General features: G+C 54.7%; 18 protein-coding genes and 2 pseudogenes. 13 read left to right on the forward strand and 7 right to left on the reverse strand.

All coding sequences use genetic code 11. From position 1 onward, the window contains the following. Positions 1–40 precede the first annotated feature (40 nt). Positions 41–835, reverse strand: a pseudogene (locus GRX64_RS19615) (DUF1513 domain-containing protein). Between the two features lie 50 nt (positions 836–885). Further along, positions 886–1,329: an imelysin family protein gene (locus GRX64_RS19620; RefSeq protein WP_427901660.1), complete on the reverse strand. Its 444-nt coding sequence runs from the start codon at positions 1,327–1,329 to the stop codon at positions 886–888. A 227-nt stretch (positions 1,330–1,556) separates the two neighbouring features. Here GRX64_RS19620 and GRX64_RS13505 point away from each other — a divergent pair, with 227 nt between their 5' ends. Both GRX64_RS13505 and GRX64_RS19625 read left to right on the forward strand, forming a co-directional pair. Beyond that, positions 1,557–2,396 carry a 23S rRNA (adenine(2030)-N(6))-methyltransferase RlmJ gene (locus GRX64_RS13505; RefSeq protein ID WP_166268118.1) on the forward strand — a complete coding sequence of 280 codons (840 nt, stop codon included), beginning with the start codon at positions 1,557–1,559 and terminating at the stop codon, positions 2,394–2,396. Positions 2,397–2,831: 435 nt separating this feature from the next. Next, positions 2,832–3,266: pseudogene (locus tag GRX64_RS19625) on the forward strand (META domain-containing protein); the annotation flags it as partial. Between the two features lie 75 nt (positions 3,267–3,341). On the opposite strand, the gene GRX64_RS13515 reads toward GRX64_RS19625, so the two are convergent. Both GRX64_RS13515 and GRX64_RS13520 read right to left on the reverse strand, forming a co-directional pair. Further along, a complete protein-coding gene (locus GRX64_RS13515) occupies positions 3,342–4,445 on the reverse strand; it encodes a TRAP transporter substrate-binding protein (protein ID WP_166268122.1) in 1,104 nt (367 codons plus the stop codon). 220 nt (positions 4,446–4,665) lie between these two features. Next, a complete protein-coding gene (locus GRX64_RS13520) occupies positions 4,666–5,124 on the reverse strand; it encodes a DUF4168 domain-containing protein (RefSeq protein ID WP_166268124.1) in 459 nt (152 codons plus the stop codon). Positions 5,125–5,337: 213 nt separating this feature from the next. Here GRX64_RS13520 and GRX64_RS13525 point away from each other — a divergent pair, with 213 nt between their 5' ends. After that, positions 5,338–6,246 (forward strand): DMT family transporter, encoded by a 909-nt coding sequence (locus tag GRX64_RS13525; RefSeq protein WP_166268126.1) that lies wholly within the window; start codon positions 5,338–5,340, stop codon positions 6,244–6,246. Further along, positions 6,239–6,529, forward strand: a complete 291-nt coding sequence (locus tag GRX64_RS13530; protein ID WP_166268128.1) for a GIY-YIG nuclease family protein — start codon at positions 6,239–6,241, stop codon at positions 6,527–6,529. The genes GRX64_RS13525 and GRX64_RS13530 overlap by 8 nt, the downstream gene beginning before the upstream one ends. A 13-nt stretch (positions 6,530–6,542) precedes the next feature. On the opposite strand, the gene GRX64_RS13535 is transcribed toward GRX64_RS13530, so the two are convergent. Then, positions 6,543–7,469 carry an alpha/beta hydrolase gene (locus tag GRX64_RS13535; RefSeq protein WP_166268130.1) on the reverse strand — a complete coding sequence of 309 codons (927 nt, stop codon included), beginning with the start codon at positions 7,467–7,469 and terminating at the stop codon, positions 6,543–6,545. 256 nt (positions 7,470–7,725) lie between these two features. Here GRX64_RS13535 and GRX64_RS13540 point away from each other — a divergent pair, with 256 nt between their 5' ends. Both GRX64_RS13540 and GRX64_RS13545 read left to right on the forward strand, forming a co-directional pair. Then, complete coding sequence (locus GRX64_RS13540) at positions 7,726–8,733, forward strand: alpha/beta hydrolase (RefSeq protein ID WP_166268132.1); 1,008 nt, start codon at positions 7,726–7,728, stop codon at positions 8,731–8,733. A 45-nt stretch (positions 8,734–8,778) separates the two neighbouring features. Next, positions 8,779–9,420 (forward strand): YiaD family glycine zipper/OmpA-like lipoprotein, encoded by a 642-nt coding sequence (locus GRX64_RS13545; protein WP_427901661.1) that lies wholly within the window; start codon positions 8,779–8,781, stop codon positions 9,418–9,420. 138 nt (positions 9,421–9,558) lie between these two features. On the opposite strand, the gene GRX64_RS13550 is transcribed toward GRX64_RS13545, so the two are convergent. Together GRX64_RS13550 and serA are read right to left on the reverse strand one after the other, a co-directional pair. Next, positions 9,559–9,834 carry a hypothetical protein gene (locus GRX64_RS13550; RefSeq protein ID WP_166268135.1) on the reverse strand — a complete coding sequence of 92 codons (276 nt, stop codon included), beginning with the start codon at positions 9,832–9,834 and terminating at the stop codon, positions 9,559–9,561. 351 nt (positions 9,835–10,185) lie between these two features. After that, complete coding sequence (serA, locus tag GRX64_RS13555) at positions 10,186–11,415, reverse strand: phosphoglycerate dehydrogenase (protein WP_166268137.1); 1,230 nt, start codon at positions 11,413–11,415, stop codon at positions 10,186–10,188. A gap of 203 nt (positions 11,416–11,618) precedes the next feature. Between serA and GRX64_RS13560 the strand changes: the two genes are divergently transcribed. From GRX64_RS13560 to GRX64_RS13590, 7 genes are all read left to right on the forward strand, one after another. Beyond that, positions 11,619–13,010, forward strand: a complete 1,392-nt coding sequence (locus tag GRX64_RS13560) for an FAD-binding oxidoreductase (protein ID WP_166268139.1) — start codon at positions 11,619–11,621, stop codon at positions 13,008–13,010. A gap of 139 nt (positions 13,011–13,149) precedes the next feature. Next, positions 13,150–13,659 carry a DUF2244 domain-containing protein gene (locus GRX64_RS13565; RefSeq protein WP_166268141.1) on the forward strand — a complete coding sequence of 170 codons (510 nt, stop codon included), beginning with the start codon at positions 13,150–13,152 and terminating at the stop codon, positions 13,657–13,659. Positions 13,660–13,714: 55 nt separating this feature from the next. After that, complete coding sequence (locus GRX64_RS13570) at positions 13,715–14,410, forward strand: SIR2 family NAD-dependent protein deacylase (protein ID WP_166268143.1); 696 nt, start codon at positions 13,715–13,717, stop codon at positions 14,408–14,410. Positions 14,411–14,467: 57 nt separating this feature from the next. Continuing rightward, positions 14,468–15,445, forward strand: coding sequence for a hypothetical protein (locus GRX64_RS13575; RefSeq protein WP_166268145.1), 978 nt, complete (start codon positions 14,468–14,470; stop codon positions 15,443–15,445). Next, on the forward strand, positions 15,442–15,816 hold the full coding sequence (locus tag GRX64_RS13580; protein WP_166268147.1) for a hypothetical protein: 375 nt from the start codon (positions 15,442–15,444) through the stop codon (positions 15,814–15,816). Before GRX64_RS13575 ends, GRX64_RS13580 begins: the two co-directional genes overlap by 4 nt. Before the next feature lie 422 nt (positions 15,817–16,238). After that, complete coding sequence (locus tag GRX64_RS13585) at positions 16,239–16,793, forward strand: hypothetical protein (protein ID WP_166268149.1); 555 nt, start codon at positions 16,239–16,241, stop codon at positions 16,791–16,793. A gap of 91 nt (positions 16,794–16,884) precedes the next feature. Beyond that, positions 16,885–17,441: hypothetical protein (locus GRX64_RS13590; RefSeq protein ID WP_166268151.1), on the forward strand; the 557-nt coding region annotated here is incomplete at its 3' end.

The following is a 17,441-nucleotide window of genomic DNA, read 5'->3' on the forward strand; positions in this document are numbered from 1 at the left end:
GCAGCCCGTTCCAGCCTTCGACAGCGGGTGATGGATTACCTCAGACCACAATCGAGCTCAAATGGTTGTCCCAGCGCAAGCTCTGACGGGACACAACGACGGAGTTGGAGCGACTGGCGTCGATGTGGAACACGCCGCCCGAGCCCGAGGTCACCAGAAAACCGCGACCGGCCTTGGCAATGACACTGGCAGCATCGGGAATGGCAATGGTTTGCATTAGCTCGCCGGATCCCGTGTTGATCAACAGAACCCGATGTCCTCAGGGTGCGGTGATGGCGGCGACGGGCTGCTCTGGATGGATGGCAATGCTGGCGGTGTAGTGCCTCAATCCGACGCGTTGGTCGGCGTTCAGGGCCAGCTCACTGAACTCACCGGTGGTGGTGTTGAGGTGGACGATCAAGGTTGGCGTGTCCCATTTCGGCCCTTGGTATTGGTAACTGGCCATCACGGTGCCGTCCGGGCCGACATCCAGGTGGCGACAGCTGAGCGGATGGTGGGAGGGTGTGAAACGTGCTTGAATGGCCCCCGTTTTTCGATTCATCAACAGCAGCGCCGGCGCCATGGTGTCCAGATTGAGTTTGACGCGGTCATAGTCCGGGTGGGTTTTGATCCCACCCAGGGCGACGACCAGTGTTTCGCCGTCCGGGTGCAGCCTCAGCTCATGGAGCCTGATGCCGTCGACTGCCAGGTCGTATGCGGTCTGATAGCCATTGTCGGCGTCAAAACCGTTCCTGTCTTGTCCCCAAAGTAAGAATTCAACAGCGTGGTTACCGGTGGCAACATTGGCTTCGGACCCGCCAATCTCGTTCAAGTCTGCGAGTCGTTGCGGAGTCAATAGGCTGACATCGACCTGATTGCCGCCGACGGTGACCTGGGTGTTCGCGACTATATTGGCGGTGGCACCAGCGTTGCCGAGTTCGTACTGATAGCCATCACGATGATGTAATCAATCAAGCCCTCATCCAGCGGCAGGGCGTTGAGTTGGCCTTCCCAGTCTTCGACCACGGCGTTGCCAAAGCGGAAGACTTCAGTTTGCTGGTAGAGCACACGGGCATTGAGCCACGCTTCTTTCGCGGCGGTCAGCGTTTGTGGCGTGGGTGTGGCAATCAGGGCGTCGGTTGTCTTGTCCAATGCTTGCGCGGTCGTAAGTGTGTCCTGGTAATTGGCATGCGCGAGCATGGCAAAGTGCGCAACGACGGCAGATTTCGACTCTGGGTCTTGGCGTACGATGTTGCCGCTAGTGGCTTCCGGAGTGTTACCGCAGGCCCCCAGCAAGGTCGATGCGCAGACCGTTATCAGGATAGGTTTCAGTAATGATCGGGTGGTCATCGTCAGATTGCTCCATGCAAGCGATTAGCAATATTATTGATTATCATTTGCGCTTATAACGTTCGGTTTCCGGTTTGCAACAGATGAGTGTGAGTCGTGGGGATTGTCATCGGTACCGAATCGTATCAAGTGCTGTGCGAACGGGATGCGCTGTTGCCCGAACTCCGGGGTTCGGGCCTAATGGGCGGGCGATCAATGCTTATGACCTTAGCCAGCGGAAAATGCTCATGCTCAGTTATCTCCATGCCTTTCATGCCGGTAATTTTGCCGATGTCCAGAAACACGGTGCGTTGCTTCTGGCGTTGCGGATGATGCAGGCAAAAGATTCCGCTATCGCCTGTTTTGATACCCACGCAGGCAGCGCGCTTTATCGGCTGGATAGCGATCAGGCCCAGAAGACCGATGAGGCGCGTCGCGGCATTCAGGCACTTTGGCCCGACCGCCAGCAACTGCTGTCTGGAGATTGGAAGGCCTTTATGGCGCAGCTTGAGCGTTTCAACGGCAGTCGGGCGGCATTGAGTCACTACGGCGGGTCACCGGCGTGGATGGCGGCACTAAAACGGCCGCAAGATACCGTCACCGCGTTTGAGTTGCACCCAACCGAGACGGGCAAGCTCAGCGACTGGGCGGCAACAGTGGGGATTCAGGTGCGTCACCAGGATGGCTTGCGGGGCTTGTTGAAGGCGTTGCCACCCAGTGCGCCTCGTTTGCTGGTGTTGACGGATCCGTCGTACGAAATCAAAACAGAATACAGGGACGTTGCAGAAACGGTGATTAAAGCCTGGCAGAGGTGTCGGCACGGTGTCTTCCTGGTTTGGTACCCGATTCTGCCGAAACAGGATCATCACCGGTTGTTCAGTGCCCTTACCGCCAGCGAGGTCACCAAGGTATTGCGCAGTGAGCTGACGCTGGCGGAAACGCCCGATCGCGGTATGTCCGGGTCGGGAATGCTGGTGATCAATCCCCCGTGGGGGTTTGAAGAGCGCTTCCGTGCCATGATGTCGGAGGCAGGCACTGCCGACCGACTAAATGCCACGCACCAGCTTGATTGGTTGGTGCCCGAATAAATTGCCCGGGTCGGTCGGAGAACTCCGGACGGTCGCGGTTGCGCCGTGTTTGGTGCGGCAATCGGCGGCACGTGTCGTTTGTGGCATCGGGTGAACTGGCGGGTATGCAGACAGGACAGGTGGGGAACGCGAGTGCGTAACAGGAGCATATTGAAGGGTTTGACTGGGCTGTTTTCTGCTGTGGTGCTGGCGAGCGGTTGCGCGTCATCCGTTGAAGCGCCGCCAGAGACGATCCCGGAACGCGAGCGACAGGCGATGGCCATGCTTGACCTGAGCGAGCAGGACGGGCCTCAGTTGATCTGTTTCACGGCGCCGGCCGGTGCCCCGGTGGCTTATATTCCGGACATTCGACGTGACTTGTCGGTGGCTGTGGAGCAGGATTACCGGGCGTTGGCCGCCGCCTGGCAGGCGGCCGGATTACTGGTGCCGGCTCGGATGGGCGCGGATGTCACTGGCCACCTGGCTTTGCGTCAGGGGCCGGATGGTCTGCGGCCGCATCTGATTGTCACTACCTTTCATCGTGCTTTCACCAAAGTGCCGGATCGCTGCCCGCAGGCGACACTGGAATACCACAACTGGGTACTCACACGACTGGGAGAACAGGTTGTGACCAGCGCCGAGGGGGACAGGGATATCTTTTTGCGCTTTGATGGCGGTGGCCGCGTCAATGGTCTGGGTGGGTGCAACCGTTTTGTCGGGGATTACCACAGGCGCCGGGACCACCTGGATATCGGTCCACTGGCGGCTACTCGAATGATGTGTCCAAAACGGGGGGGGCTCGAAACGGGATTTTTTAAGGCCCTGGATGCCGCCGATCGGTTCGCTATTGAAGGTAAGCGGTTACTGCTGCTCGATCTCAACGGCGACGTGGTCGCCGTCTTCGACAGCCGCATCGTATCCATTGAGCTGGACTCGCTCAGTGCTGCCAGAGCGCCAGCATCGCTGCTAGTCTCCGGAATGCTGGGCCTCAGCGGCGTCAATCATGGTGGTGATGGTGGTCAGAATCTGCTGCCCCCGTGGGCCGGTACGTTTAACGTAGAAGTCACGCACCCCCAAACTGGCCTCCAGGAATGCTTCGCGCTCTTCCCGAGTCAGCCTGATAATCTGCATATCACTGTTCTCGGTGATTGTGTCTAGTCGCTCGCTGTTGAACTCGGCCTGTTTGGCGTAAATGAAGTCAGTCAGGTTATCCCGGGCTTTGTCCAGCCACTGGCGCTGGGGCGCCGTCAGTGTTTGATACCATTGCCGGTTGGTCACCAATGTGGAAACGAATTGCGCATGGTTGGCCAGCGTCATGACCTCCTGAACTTCGTAAAAATCCATCTCTTCAATTGCGAATATCGGATTTACCTGGCCATCAATCTGTCGCAGTTGCAACCCATTGTAGACCTCGGAATAGGGCATGGGAGAAGGCGTGGCCCCATAGGCCCTGTAGGACTCGGTCGCAATCGGGGAAACCATGGTCCGCATTCTGAAACCAATGAAGTCCTGCGGTGCCCGCAATGGCTTGTTACCGGTCCAGGCCATCCAGCCTTCCGGCACGATTGCCAGCAGCTTGAGATTCTGGTCGGCATAGGGCTTGGCGAAAAGGTCTTGCACGCGCCGGCTGGAAAGTACCGATTTATTCACGTTATTGTTGTCCGAGAGCACAAAATGCAGCGAAAAAATACCCACCTCAGGAATCACGGAAGCCAAATGTCCGGGTGACGCAAACGCCAGGTCAATCGAACCGTCCTGAAGCAGTTCGGTCAGCTGCGGTGAGGTGCCCAGCGAACCGTAGGGGTAAATTTCAATGGTGATGTGTTCATCGGACAGGTCTTCAATTTGACGCTTGAATTCCTGTGCATAGACATCCTGAACACTGCCTTCAATTTCCTCCAGGGCAAACCGCCAGGTAACAGGCTCGATGTTGGCGCTCACCGGGTCGCCTCCTTCACCCCCTTCAGTGGTTCCCGCTTTTTGACTGCCGTCCTGACTGTCGGAGCACCCGCCGAGAGCCAGCAAGCATGCCAAAATCAGGCTGGCCGACCAAAAATGTGAGGGTGTCATGGTTATCTCCTTGTTTTCCATCTATTCCAGCACGCGGTTTTAACTCAAACCCAGGCTGCCAAGAGAGGGCGAGGGCTGGTTGCGCAGTGTTTACCGAGGCCATAGTCTACGGTTCTTGAAGGCGGGTGCCCATAGACGTTGGTCGGGCAATTTACCGGTTGCAGCCCATAGCCATAAAAAAACCCCGCCGGAGCGGGGTTTTTTATGCGGACAATTGAGATTACATCAGTTCATCAACCCGCTTACGAATCCCAGGCTCATTGTGATAAGCGCTGGCGATGGCGTTGTAAGTGGGGATGTCGAGGCCCGTTGCTTTGATGATGCCCACCATCTTTTCGTTGGCTTCAACTTGAAGTTTTTGGGCTTTTTTCTTGGATTCGCTGGCTTCAATTTTGGACAGGTATTGACGCCGCACGCCATCAATATTGGCTTGGGCCTCGCCAAACTGCTTCAGTTTGGTATCGGCAAAATCGGTGGCCTGTGCATTCGCCTGCACGGGCTGGTCAAAGCCTTCGCTAGGGCTGATGGCCGGCTTACTGTCATCGGCCATGGCGGGTGTCATCGCCAACATACTGGTCAGAACCGTGATAGCTACTAGAAAGATTTTCATAAAACGCCCCTCAACCTTGGTAAGAACGTGCTTTTTGAGTATTCGATTCGCCAGTTTGCGTTCCATCATCCGGTCTGATCTCCGGTCGATGCGCCGCCGTTGTTTTGGCGACGCTAAATTAGCACTATGGTCAGCACGATGAATTACCGAGCGATGAAGTTTCGTTAACATGAATGGGACTCATGGTATTTTGCAGACCCCCTGTTTTCTCCGATATCTTGGCGACATGTGTGGTCCGGCCGGGGGCTGGTTGGATGATGACGCCTATTCATGAGGATTGTGATGAAAAACCAGACCCACGCCATGGCGTTCGGATTGGGCGCTGTTTTACTCTGGTCGACGGTGGCAACCGCATTCAAGTTGTCGCTGCAGGAACTGTCCCCGGTGCAGTTGCTGTTCATCGCTTGCACAGCGTCGGTGTTGGTGCTGGCGATCGTGTTACTGGTGCAAGGGCGGATGCGATCGGTTCTGACGTTGAGCCGGGGCCAGTACCTGCAATCGTTGGGCATGGGGTTGGTCAATCCCTGTCTGTATTACTTCCTGCTGTTTGGAGCCTTTGACCGCTTGCCAGCGCAGGAGGCGCAGCCCATTAATTACACTTGGGCATTGGTGCTGGCGTATCTGTCCGTGCCGTTTCTGGGGCAGCGGCTAAGGCCCAGCGACATTGTGGCTGGCCTGATTTGCTACAGCGGCGTGGTGGTAATCGCAACTCGTGGAGCCGTGCTGTCATTGACGTTTTCGGACCCCGTCGGGGTGGCACTGGCGTTGGGCAGTACGCTGGTTTGGGCGTCGTACTGGATCATTGCTACTCGGGACAGCCGCGACCCTGTGGTTGGCCTGTTTTTGAATTTCTTGTGTGGCTTGCCATTTATCGCCCTAGCCTGTGGACTGACCGACGGGTTTGAATTCCATGCGCTACAAGGGGTAGCTGGAGCGTTGTATGTGGGCGTCTTTGAAATGGGCATTGCCTTTGTGCTGTGGTCCTACGCGATGAAACGGGCGGAAAATACCTCACGGGTCAGTAATCTGATTTTTATCTCACCGTTTCTGTCTCTGGTGTTTATTTACTTCATTCTGGGCGAAGTGATATTGATCTCAACGTACACGGGGCTGGCGCTTATTGTGGCCGGGCTTTGGTGGCAGCAGCGCGGTGCAAAAATACCATTAACCGCTCAGGCCGCCCATGAGTGACTGGTCGGTTTATCTGGTGCGTACCGCGCGGGGCGCTTTGTATACCGGCATTACCACCGATGTAGCGCGTCGTTTTGCTGAACACCAGGCAGGTGCGCCCCGAGGCGCCCGAAGTTTGCGGGGAAAAGGCCCATTAACGCTGGCGTTTTCAGCGCCAGCGGGTGACCGGAAAAAGGCCGCCAAACTCGAATGGCAGATCAAGCAATGGCCCCGTGTGAGGAAGGAAGCACTGGTAACGGGGGCGGAAGTGTTGCCTGACATCGACTGCCCCGTGCGGCCCTGAGGTCACTTATACATCATTCGCCGCCTCCGGGCGTTGGTGTGGCCGCCCAATGTGTCTTGATATGGGCGCCTGCGGTAGCCAGGGCTTCGGTCGCCCGATCCAACTGGCCGGCATGAACCTGAAAGACATGCCAAAGGCTGTTATAGATCTCCAGCTTTGTGTCCACATCGTACTCTCGTGCACGGTCGGCCAGGCGTTGCGCATCGTTTAACAGGATCTCTTGACTGCCAACTTGAATCAGCAGCGGTGGCAGGCCTTGGAGATCTCCATAAATCGGCGAGATGTACGGCATAGTCTTCGAATAGCTGGCGCAATAGAGTGCTGCCGCCTTATCGATCCAGGCCTTTTGCAGCACCGGCTCGCATTCCGGCTCGTAGAGCGCGGTGTGAGTGAGATCCGTCCAAGGCGAAAACACCGTCAGCGATCCGGGCAATGGTAATCCCGCATCCCTTAAACGCATGGCAAGGGCCAAAACCAGGCCCCCGCCGGCGGAGTCCCCTGCGAGGGCGATTTGTGTCGGCAGATAGCCTTCTTCCAGCAGTGCCTGATAGCAGGCTGTTGCGTCTTCCAGCGCTGCGGGAAAAGGGTGCTCGGGCGCCAGACGGTAGTCGGGCACAACAAGTGTGCTCCTGCTCGCCATCGCGAGATGGCCGGCGATGCCCCGATGCGTTTTGGACGAGCCAATTATGTAGGCGCCGCCGTGCAGGTATAGCACGGCCGACTTGGTGACTGGGTTGCAGTCGCGGTGGCTGACCAGTGTTGATGAAACCCCACCTACATTGGCTCGCTGAAAACGGCACCCTTTGGGTGGCGTGGACGTATGGTAGACCTGCCGGATCAGCACACGCTGAATCGGAACGCTCATGCGGGCGTTAAGCATTGGCTTTACGACGCGTTGCAGTGTTTTACGCAGGCCAGCTTCCAGAAGGGTCTGGATCATTGTTGTCTCCATCGTACGAGCGTTTAGTGCCCGGCTTCATTATGCAAAGACCCTGAGCCATCGGACCGGAGCCTTTTGACCACGTGCCGGTGGTCTTCGCCACGGCCATTTGGAGCGCGCTATCAGTATATCTTCGTGCGGCAGAGATACACCCACTGCCGCACTGCTGGTATGCTAACGGGCAAAGAGCTTGGGCCGTAGCCACTTCAGGCGTGCCTCGGAACCGACTTCGTTTATGACAGGCGTTTAACTCTACGTGTACTGGAAAACGGATACCATAGACATTCCCGGATGGGATCGGGCATCCCTGATCGCACAGGTGTGTTCGTTCGAACCCAAAGCCAAGCAACCCATGGGGCCGGAGGCAGAAGACTATTGCCGGTTTTATGGTCTTGATCTTTGGGTAGAGCATCCGGAAGTTGACTACCATCAGGGCAGCCTTGATGCGGGCGGGCACCGGGTTGTGGTGCATTATTATCGAATGCCCGAAACCAAAGGCACGGTGTTTATCCTGCATGGCTATTTTGATCATGTCGGTCTGTACAGTCAGTTAATTGATCGCTGCCTGGGCGCAGGCTTTGACGTTTTGGCCTATGATCAACCGGGGCATGGACTTTCGAGCGGGACACCGGCGTCGATCGGCAGTTTTGTCGAGTACCAGGCCGTACTGACGGATGTGATGACGTCAGTGAAAGGCAATATTAAGGCGCCATGGTATGCCGTAGGTCAAAGCACGGGCGGTGGGGTCCTGATCGACTACCTGTTGTCCAATCACCACAACCAGGAAACATCCGCCTTTCGGCGGGTGGTTTTGTTGGCACCGCTGGTTCGGCCGGCAGGTTGGTTGGGCGCCAAAGTGTTACACAGTCTGGCAAAGCCTTTTATGAGTCGCTGGCGTCGAATGTTTTCAGCCAACAGCGGGAATGGCCGCTTTTTGCGGTTTCTCAAAGACACTGACCCGTTGCAAGCGCGCGCGGTTCATGTGGACTGGGTGAGTGCGCTGCGGCAATGGGTGCCGCACATTGAATCCGCAAGGCCGGTCGATTTTCCGGTCACGGTGGTGCAGGGTGAAAAGGACATGACGGTTGACTGGCAGCACAATCTGCGCATTCTGAGGAATAAATTCTCTCTGGTGACGGAGCTTAAAATACCTGATGGTCGTCATCATCTTGTGAATGAAGCACAAGATCTGCAGGCTACGGTGTTCAATACTATAATTGATACCTTTAACGATGATGCGGGTGCTGTTTCAAAGGCCTGCTGATGATTCATGAACGTTGGCATTTAGGAGTACGCTGTGAAGAAAACAATGGTAGTGGTTTCATTGGTCCTGTTCGGACTGAGTGGTTGTATGACCTACGATCCATACACGGGTGAAGAAAAGACCTCTAACGCCACGAAAGGCAGTATCATTGGTGCTCTGGGTGGCGCGGCAATAGGCGCGGCCACTTCAAGCAAGAGTGACCGTGGCAAAGGGGCACTGATCGGCGCTGCATCCGGTGCCGCCGTCGGTGGTGGTATTGGCTATTATATGGACAAACAGGAAGCACAGTTACGCCGCCAGCTGGAAGGGACCGGCGTGCGGGTGGTCCGGAATGGCGATCAGATTGAGTTGATCATGCCGGGCAACATCACGTTTGATGTTAACCAGTCCAGCATCAAACCTTCCTTTACCGGCGTGCTGGAATCGGTGGGACTGGTGCTGAGTGAGTATGATAAGACCATCATCCAGATCGAAGGTCATACTGACAGCACAGGTTCCCAGAGCTATAACCAGCTATTGAGTGAACAGCGCGCTTCCTCGGTTCGCGACTTCCTGCTCAACCAGGGCATTGCATCCAGTCGTACGCGGGCAGTGGGTTATGGCCCACGTTACCCGATTGCGTCTAACGATACCTCCAGCGGGCGTGAACAGAACCGTCGTGTTGAGCTGACTCTGGTTCCTATGTAAGCGGAGACTCAGGTGAGCCAGCAATGAGCTGGTAACCCTGTACTGAGCTGAGGTGCAGTCGACCTCACAAAAAAAGCCCCCGGCTGTATCAGCAGCCGGGGGCTTTTTATTGCGGGCGAATTGCCCGATTTAAAACGCTTAGTGGGACAGCCAGCTGTCTATTCGCTTTTTCAGATCGTCCAGTTTGTCATTACTGGCGTCGCGGAGTTCGGTCATCTTGGTGCGCGCTTCGTCGATCTGTTGCTCGAGACGATCGACCTGATCGGAAACGTCTTGTCGAATTTTTGACTCAGCCCGGTCGTCCTTGGCTTTGGCGATTCGCTCATTCGCATCGGCCCTCAGGCTCTCTACCCTTTTGTTCCAGTAGTCGGTTTGTGTTTCCAGCTTTTTGGTCAGCGAATCCTTGATCGACATAGAGATCTCCTTTTTTCCTGATTGGGGTCGCGTCCGCCGCTTTGTCTGGCGAACATCTGACCTGTGTACACAGAGAATGTTGGGATGAATCGGCGGCATCTCAAGGTAAAAGCGGTGTTGTCCGGGTTACATCGGGGTAAGGTCGGGGTGCACGGGCCAACAAAGGCCTTCGCGAAGACAGTGGCCAGACCGGCCCTGGCGAGTCCTCCGACGCTGAATCAGCTACAAAACCCACTCGACGATGAGGTTGGCCGTCCACTTAAGGTAGCCTTGTGTTACGCCAAGGCGCGATGAGGCAAAAAAAAAGCCTCCCGAGGGAGGCTGTTTCTTTCAGCGTCTGTCTGAGCGACTTTAAAACAGCACTCGACACCGAATCGTGCCCTTGACGGACTTGAGCGTCTCAAGCGCCAGTTCGCCGTAAGCTTTGTCGACATCCATCACCACATAACCAATGTCTTCCTTGGTTTGCAGGTATTGACCGCAGATGTTGATGCCGTTATCCGAGAACACGCGGTTGATCTCGGACATCACGCCTGGAATGTTCTCGTGAATGTGCAGCAAACGGTGTTGGTCTGGGTGAGACGGCAGTGCCACCTCAGGGAAATTGACCGAAGACACCGAGGTGCCATTGTCACTGTACATGGCGAGCTTTTCCGCCACTTCACGACCAATATTTTCCTGAGCTTCGATGGTGGAACCACCGACGTGTGGCGTCAGAATTACATTGTCGAACTCCCGCAGGGGTGACACAAACTCTTCCTTGTTGGACTTCGGCTCAACAGGGAAGACGTCAATGGCTGCGCCCAGTAGCTTGCCGCTCTTCAGTGCACGGGCAAGGGCATCGATATCGACAACGGTGCCACGCGAGGCGTTCATTAAAATGCTGCCCGGCTTCATCTGGGCAAACTGATCAGCGCCGAACATATAACGGGTCGACGCGGTTTCAGGAACGTGCAGGCTGACGACGTCTGCAATGTTCAGCAACTCCTGCAGGGTACCGACCTGCGTGGCGTTACCGATGGAGAGTTTGGACACCACGTCATAGAAGTAAACATCCATGCCCAGGGACTCGGCCAGCACACTGAATTGGGTGCCGATGTTGCCATAGCCGATAATGCCCAGTTTCTTGCCGCGAATTTCATAGCTGTCCTTGGCGGACTTGAGCCACTCGCCACGGTGGGCCTTTGCGCTTTTTTCCGGTACGCCGCGCAACAGCAGGATGGCCTGCGCCAGCACCAGTTCCGCGACACTGCGGGTATTGGAGAACGGCGCATTGAAAACAGCGATGCCGCGACGAGTGGCGGCCTGCAAGTCGACCTGATTCGTGCCGATACAGAAACAGCCGACGGCAACCAGCTTCTTGGCAGCGTCGAACACTGCTTTCGTCAGTTGGGTTCTCGAACGAAGACCGACAAAATGCGCATCGGCGATCTTTTCGATCAGATCTTCTTCCGACAGCGAGTGTGTCAAGTATTCGATGTTGGTGTAGCCGGCGGCGTTCAGCGTATCAATAGCGGATTGATGCACGCCTTCAAGCAGCAGGATCCTGATCTTGCTCTTTTCGAGAGACTTCGTTGACATGGGCTTGCTTCCAGACCTTTCGTCGCGTCATGTGACATTGGGATGACCTGCAAATTCTGCCTTTCAGTGGTCCAGGCCACGGGCAGGCTCGCAGAACAGGGGCGGTATGATACCATAAACGCACCAATTGACAGTGCGCCAGATCACCTGAATCAAGTCAGCCAGGTGATGTGCCGCGAAACCCCTCAGAGACCGGACGCCCCATGACCGCCGAACAGATCATTGCCGCGCTGAAAACCCTGGTAGATGATGGCAAAGTATTGACCGATCCCGCCGACCTGGACACCTTCGGAAAAGACTGGACCAAGATCTACCCACCCAAGCCGCTCGCCATTGTGTTTCCCAAAACCACCGAGCAGGTACAGGCGCTGGTCCGATTTGCCAATGAACACCACGTGGCGCTGGTGCCATCCGGCGGCCGCACCGGCCTGAGTGCTGGCGCAGTGGCGGCCAATGGCGAGGTCGTAGTGGCGTTTGATTACATGAACCGGATCCTCGATTTCAGCGCCAGCGACCGCACGGTCGTCTGCCAGGCCGGCGTGATTACCGAGCAATTACAGAATTTCGCAGAAGACAATGGCTTGTATTACCCGGTGGATTTCGCTTCAGCCGGTTCCAGCCAACTGGGTGGTAATTTGTCCACCAATGCGGGTGGTATCAAAGTCATTCGATACGGCATGAGCCGGGATTGGGTGGTTGGGCTGAAAGTCGTTACCGGTCGGGGCGATATTCTGGAGTTGAACAAAGCCCTGGCCAAGAACAACACCGGGTACGATCTGCGCCACCTGTTTATCGGTGCCGAGGGCACGCTGGGCTTTATTACCGAAGCCACCATGAAGTTGTCACGCAAACCCGACAACCTAACCGTGCTGGTGCTGGGTTTGAATGACATCACCAATACCATGGATGTTTTGCAGGCCTTTCAAAAGCAGATTGACCTGACCGCCTACGAATTCTTCTCCCATCAGGCCATGCAGCACGTACTGGCCCATGGTGCAGTGCAGGCTCCGTTCGAAACGGAGGCGCCTTATTACGCATTGCTGGAGTTTGAAGCGGTTTCCGAACAGGTGATGGAAGAGGCTTTGGCGCTGTTTGAACAGTGCGTTGAGAGCGAATGGGTGCTGGATGGCGTTATCAGCCAGAGCGAAACTCAGGCGCAGAATCTCTGGCAATTGCGCGAACGGATTTCTGAATCCATCGCGCCACGCACGCCTTATAAAAACGACATCTCTGTTGTCGTGTCGAAAGTACCGCCTTTCCTGCGTGAAATTGATGCGGTGGTCACCGAGCACTATCCCGATTTTGAGATCATCTGGTTCGGCCACATTGGCGACGGCAACCTGCACCTCAATATTCTGAAACCAGAAAGCATGGCCAAAGAAGATTTCTTTGAAAAGTGCAAACAGGTTAACAAGTGGGTGTTCGAGATCGTTGAACGCTACCAGGGCAGCGTGTCCGCCGAACACGGTGTTGGCTTGACCAAAAAAGATTACCTGCACTACACCCGCAGTGCCGATGAAATCGCCTACATGCGAGCGATCAAACAGGTATTCGACCCCAACCGTGTGATTAACCCCGGTAAGATTTTTGACTGACCGGGGTCGTGCACCCGAGGGACTGAAGGTCGCTGTTCGCAGAGAGACAGAATCGTCAGTGGCGCGTAAATTGAAAGTGCGCCAAGGCCATTAAGGTTCAGAGACTCCTTAGCGCAGGCATCTTGAAAGGATGGTTGCCATGGTTAAGCACCTTCAGTGTAACGACGGCGTCCGCCTGCTGCTGACCCCCAATCGGTCGATCAGTTGGCGTGCCGCAATCAAAGTTTGGCTGGCGCTGTGCGCCGTCTCTCTGACCGTGGTCGTGGGTATGATATGGGCCGGGGCGTGGGTGGTGGTGCCGTTTGCGGGGCTGGAACTGACCGCATTAGGCGCGGCGCTGTATTACACGGCTCGGAAATGCCAGCAACAGGAAGTGCTCTCAATCTCGGCAGACACCCTGCACCTTGAAAAAGGCCGCTACCGCAAAGAAATCGAGTGGGACATGCCTAAACGCTTCACCCGGGTTTATATCGATTCGCCCAAACATCCCTGGGTGCCACAGAAACTGACGTTAATCCATCGTGATACCGAAGTGGCGCTGGCGAATTTTCTGAACATTGACGATTCGGCAAAACTGGTCAGTATTCTGGAAAGCCAGGGGCTGAACGTCCAGCGTCGGCGGGAGCTTCATACCGGCCTGTGGTTTTGACCAAGCTCCGGGTAGCCGTACCACAGTGGACTGAATTGAAAAAAGTCAGGTGATCATGAAAGACCACATCGTTGTCCTAACAGGCGCCGGCATCAGCGCCGAAAGCGGCCTGTCCACGTTTCGGGACAATGGCGGTTTGTGGGAAAAACACAGTGTATACGACGTCGCCACTCCGGCCGCTTTCGCCCGCAATCCCGAGCTGGTGCTGAGGTTTTACAATGAGCGCCGAAGTCAACTGAAAACCGTCCAGCCTAACAGTGCGCACCGAGCCCTGGCGACACTGGAACAAAGCCATCGGGTGACCATCATTACCCAGAATGTAGACGACCTGCATGAGCGCGCAGGCTCCAGTGAGGTGATTCATCTGCATGGCGAGTTGACCAAAGCACGCAGCTCAAAATGGGCCGACCACATCTATGACATCGGTTACCGGCCAATTGAACTGGGCGAGCACTGCGAATTCGGCACCCAACTTCGTCCCCATGTGGTTTGGTTCGGCGAAGAAGTACCGATGATCGAAGTTGCGGCTGACATAGTGCCAGCCGCAGACCTTCTGCTGATAGTCGGCACCTCCCTACAGGTCTACCCAGCCGCCGGGCTTGTCGACCTGGTAGGTGCCGGGGTGCCGGTTACCGTAATCGATCCGGGCGAGACCGCAGGCGTCTCCCGAGCCCATGTGATTCGAAAGGGCGCCTGTGAGGGTGTCGCAGAGTGGATTGGCTGCCTTGCCAGGAACGACCTTACCGATTAAAGTTCAGCCGCACCCGTTCGACAATGATGTCGATATAAACGAAAAAAGGACTTTGAAGTGAGTGAGATTCTTCTCTGTAACCGGCCATTGAATGCTCAAGCCCTCCAAAATCACTGCGGTATCAATCTTGATCAACTATCCGCTTTGAGCTGTGAAGCCCCTGCGTTGGCGACCCCCAATACGCCTTACCTCATTGATGATGACCATGCCGGTGCAGGCCGGGGAGTTCTTGGCCAGCTTGCCCCAGCGCACGTAGCGAGAAATCTGACCAATCTCTCTTTGTCCTTTGGTAGTGACAATGTTGTGGCTCTGGCTGAAATCAACGCCGGGCTCAAAGAGTACAACATTGGCATGATGGGGGCTTCAACCAGCGTCTATGCCCATCGCATAGGTGGCTTCGCTGGTGCCGTGAAGAACTATCAGGCAGCGTTGATGGAATATCGTCACGCGGTGAAGGCCAGATCTCCCAAGAGAGCGGCCTTCAAGCAGACGGCGCATGCAGCCTTTAAAAAAATGCAAAGTCAGTTTCGCAATGAGCTGAAAGTGGTGAACGCGCGCGTGAGAGCCCGTCGCGGTACCCCACTGACCAGTGCTGAACGGGCCACCAATATTGCCCGAAGCAGCCGCAATGCGGCGAAGCTCAACGTGACTAGCCAGATTCAGGCAAACAACCTTGTCAAGCTTAGCCGGCAGGCCAAGTTCCTGGGTAACGGGCTTGCCGTTATCGATTTTGGTAGTCGTGTGGGCAACATTCATAACAGCTATCAGGCTGGAGGCAACTGGGAACGGGATCTATTTATAGAGTCGAGCAGTTTTGCGTTGAGCGCCGGGTCAGGCGTGTTAGCAGTAAATGCGGGCACTGCAGCTTTAGGCATTTTGATGGTGGCCACACCCATTGGCTGGGTTGGCCTTATTGTCGGAGGACTAGCCGTTGCCGGCACAGCCGCCGCAGTGTCAATGGGAACTAATGCATACACAAAAGAAAAGAGTGGTGGCGTGTACGACGGCATAATGAACTGGATGTCAACACTATGAATGTCGAAAGTATTCTTTTCGGCTGCAGTATGGGAGGTATGCTGTTTGCTCTCATACTCTATGTGGTTTTTGGGCAAGTTACCGTTAGGAAGTTAAGAAAGTATCCAGATACTAAAAATGCGCTTGGTGTCGAGTTTGCTAGCGGTTGGGATATTCTCAATGTCGCTCAGGCATTGGCCATTCCCAGGTCGTGGAGCAAAAAACTGGAAAGCAGCCCCTTGTCTGCGTTATACGCGAATTCTGAGTCCTTGCGTCAAAACACTACTCCGTTTGACAGACTATTAGCCGCTGTTTTTTATTGGCTTTTTACCGCTTCAGGTATGACCATGATTGCGCTGGTGGTTTTGGACGGCTTGGGAATAATACGTTAATAAAGGCTCGGGAATGGCCCACAAGCCAGATATGCCGATGCACTCTTATTGCTGCTCCCACGCCAAAAATGCCATCTCCTGCTATGTTTTCATTTACACTGCGACCACTCTGAATATCCACGACCTGATCCCGAAGGCAGTATATCACCAAGCAATCGCCGGCCAAAAAGAACACCTGAACGTTCGAACAAACTCTATGGGACACGGCTGACAAACTGCGCCTTGTCGTCAATTTCCTCAGTGGCTTAGTAGGTTAACGAATTAACCAAACGGAACACTAGGGCGCCGCTTGGCACTATGTTTAAGCCCTGGCGTGATCCTTCATGTTTGCCACGCCCAGTTTGTAAAGGGAGCCTGTGCCGATTAACATTATGGCCACCGAATCGACAGTGACGTCGAAATAAACGAAAAGGACCTTTCTCATGGCATTGAAACCCGCTGTATCCAACCTTCCTTATCACCTCCCCAAGAACTCAAAAGGTCAGAGCCGAGAGCTTGGCAAAATACTGAGAATTCCTTCCTCTGTCATTGAGGACGGTGGCGATCAGGCTATTGAAGCAATCTGTGCAACGATTTTATATCGTCATTTGGATCAAGTTCAGCGCCGAGAAGCTATGGCTCTGATCAAATCGCTACCAAGCAGGCAACTCCAAGGACTATTAATGGCGAGGGTTTTGGACACAATGGTAAATCCTCAGTGGGGTTTGTGGTCACTAACCACGGAAGAATTGATTGCAGACGAAACCTTCCACAACAATGTGGCGACGATTGGAGGGACTCTCGGGGTTACCGTCTCTGCGATGGGTTCAAAAGACTTGATTAAAACTCTGTGGTTGAAACGAAAGGTGACAAGTGGTGGGCTGGCAACTGTGGTGATCTGGATCGCCTTCGCGGGTAACTGGAGTAGTTTGCAAACGACGCAAAAAGAACTGGAGCGTCGAACCTCACAACCAAAATCTTCACCGTTTTTCCAATGACCGGAATTCAAATCGTTAATGGTGTTATTTACCTAACAATATTCAGCGCGGTTTTTTGGGCGTGGCAGGGCGCCACGGCCGACGCTCGTCAATGGATGTTCTGGTCAGTCTGGATCGTCACTTTGATGCAGGGGTTGTTGTTGTGGCGTCGATTTTTATTGCTGAAGATGGAGCGTTAATCATGAAATACATATCTATTAAGCTTCCTCTTTGCTTCGTATTTTTGGTGCTGATTTTGGCTAATAAGGCCTTGGCTGCCCCGCCGTTAATATGCTCCAGCGATAGCTTACTTTTAGTTGACGCTTACGTTAGTCGTTCATCTGTTCCCGGGGGCAACAGATATGATTATATTTTTTCTTACGCGGACAGTTTCTGGACAGGCGTCGTCTATGAATTCAAGCCCCCGATCACCTCCAATTTTCTTACGGCTAGGATTGTTAATTCGGATAAAGGCAAAAAGCTCACGGAGCAATTATTCTTTAACACCAAACAAAAGTTGTTGGATGAAAATATAGCTGAAACGGTATCCAAGCCAACATACCACCGGATACCTGAGGGAGCTATTGCTACCTTTAAGGTTTCGTATGGAGTTGAAAATATGACCTATGCGATATTTGGATGGTGGAGCGATAACGATCTGAACATTTT

The sequence above is a fragment of the Marinobacter caseinilyticus genome, assembly GCF_011074955.1.
Lineage (GTDB): Bacteria > Pseudomonadota > Gammaproteobacteria > Pseudomonadales > Oleiphilaceae > Marinobacter > Marinobacter caseinilyticus.

Bases quoted from the DNA above. Each gene is read 5' to 3' on its own strand.
- GRX64_RS19620 (WP_427901660.1), bottom strand. From the start codon at position 1,329: ATGACCACCCGATCATTACTGAAACCTATCCTGATAACGGTCTGCGCA.
- GRX64_RS13505 (WP_166268118.1), top strand. From the start codon at position 1,557: ATGCTCAGTTATCTCCATGCCTTTCATGCCGGTAATTTTGCCGATGTC.
- GRX64_RS13515 (WP_166268122.1), bottom strand. From the start codon at position 4,445: ATGACACCCTCACATTTTTGGTCGGCCAGCCTGATTTTGGCATGCTTG.
- GRX64_RS13520 (WP_166268124.1), bottom strand. From the start codon at position 5,124: ATGATGGAACGCAAACTGGCGAATCGAATACTCAAAAAGCACGTTCTT.
- GRX64_RS13525 (WP_166268126.1), top strand. From the start codon at position 5,338: ATGAAAAACCAGACCCACGCCATGGCGTTCGGATTGGGCGCTGTTTTA.
- GRX64_RS13530 (WP_166268128.1), top strand. From the start codon at position 6,239: ATGAGTGACTGGTCGGTTTATCTGGTGCGTACCGCGCGGGGCGCTTTG.
- GRX64_RS13535 (WP_166268130.1), bottom strand. From the start codon at position 7,469: ATGATCCAGACCCTTCTGGAAGCTGGCCTGCGTAAAACACTGCAACGC.
- GRX64_RS13545 (WP_427901661.1), top strand. From the start codon at position 8,779: ATGGTAGTGGTTTCATTGGTCCTGTTCGGACTGAGTGGTTGTATGACC.
- GRX64_RS13550 (WP_166268135.1), bottom strand. From the start codon at position 9,834: ATGTCGATCAAGGATTCGCTGACCAAAAAGCTGGAAACACAAACCGAC.
- serA (WP_166268137.1), bottom strand. From the start codon at position 11,415: ATGTCAACGAAGTCTCTCGAAAAGAGCAAGATCAGGATCCTGCTGCTT.
- GRX64_RS13560 (WP_166268139.1), top strand. From the start codon at position 11,619: ATGACCGCCGAACAGATCATTGCCGCGCTGAAAACCCTGGTAGATGAT.
- GRX64_RS13565 (WP_166268141.1), top strand. From the start codon at position 13,150: ATGGTTAAGCACCTTCAGTGTAACGACGGCGTCCGCCTGCTGCTGACC.
- GRX64_RS13570 (WP_166268143.1), top strand. From the start codon at position 13,715: ATGAAAGACCACATCGTTGTCCTAACAGGCGCCGGCATCAGCGCCGAA.
- GRX64_RS13580 (WP_166268147.1), top strand. From the start codon at position 15,442: ATGAATGTCGAAAGTATTCTTTTCGGCTGCAGTATGGGAGGTATGCTG.
- GRX64_RS13585 (WP_166268149.1), top strand. From the start codon at position 16,239: ATGGCATTGAAACCCGCTGTATCCAACCTTCCTTATCACCTCCCCAAG.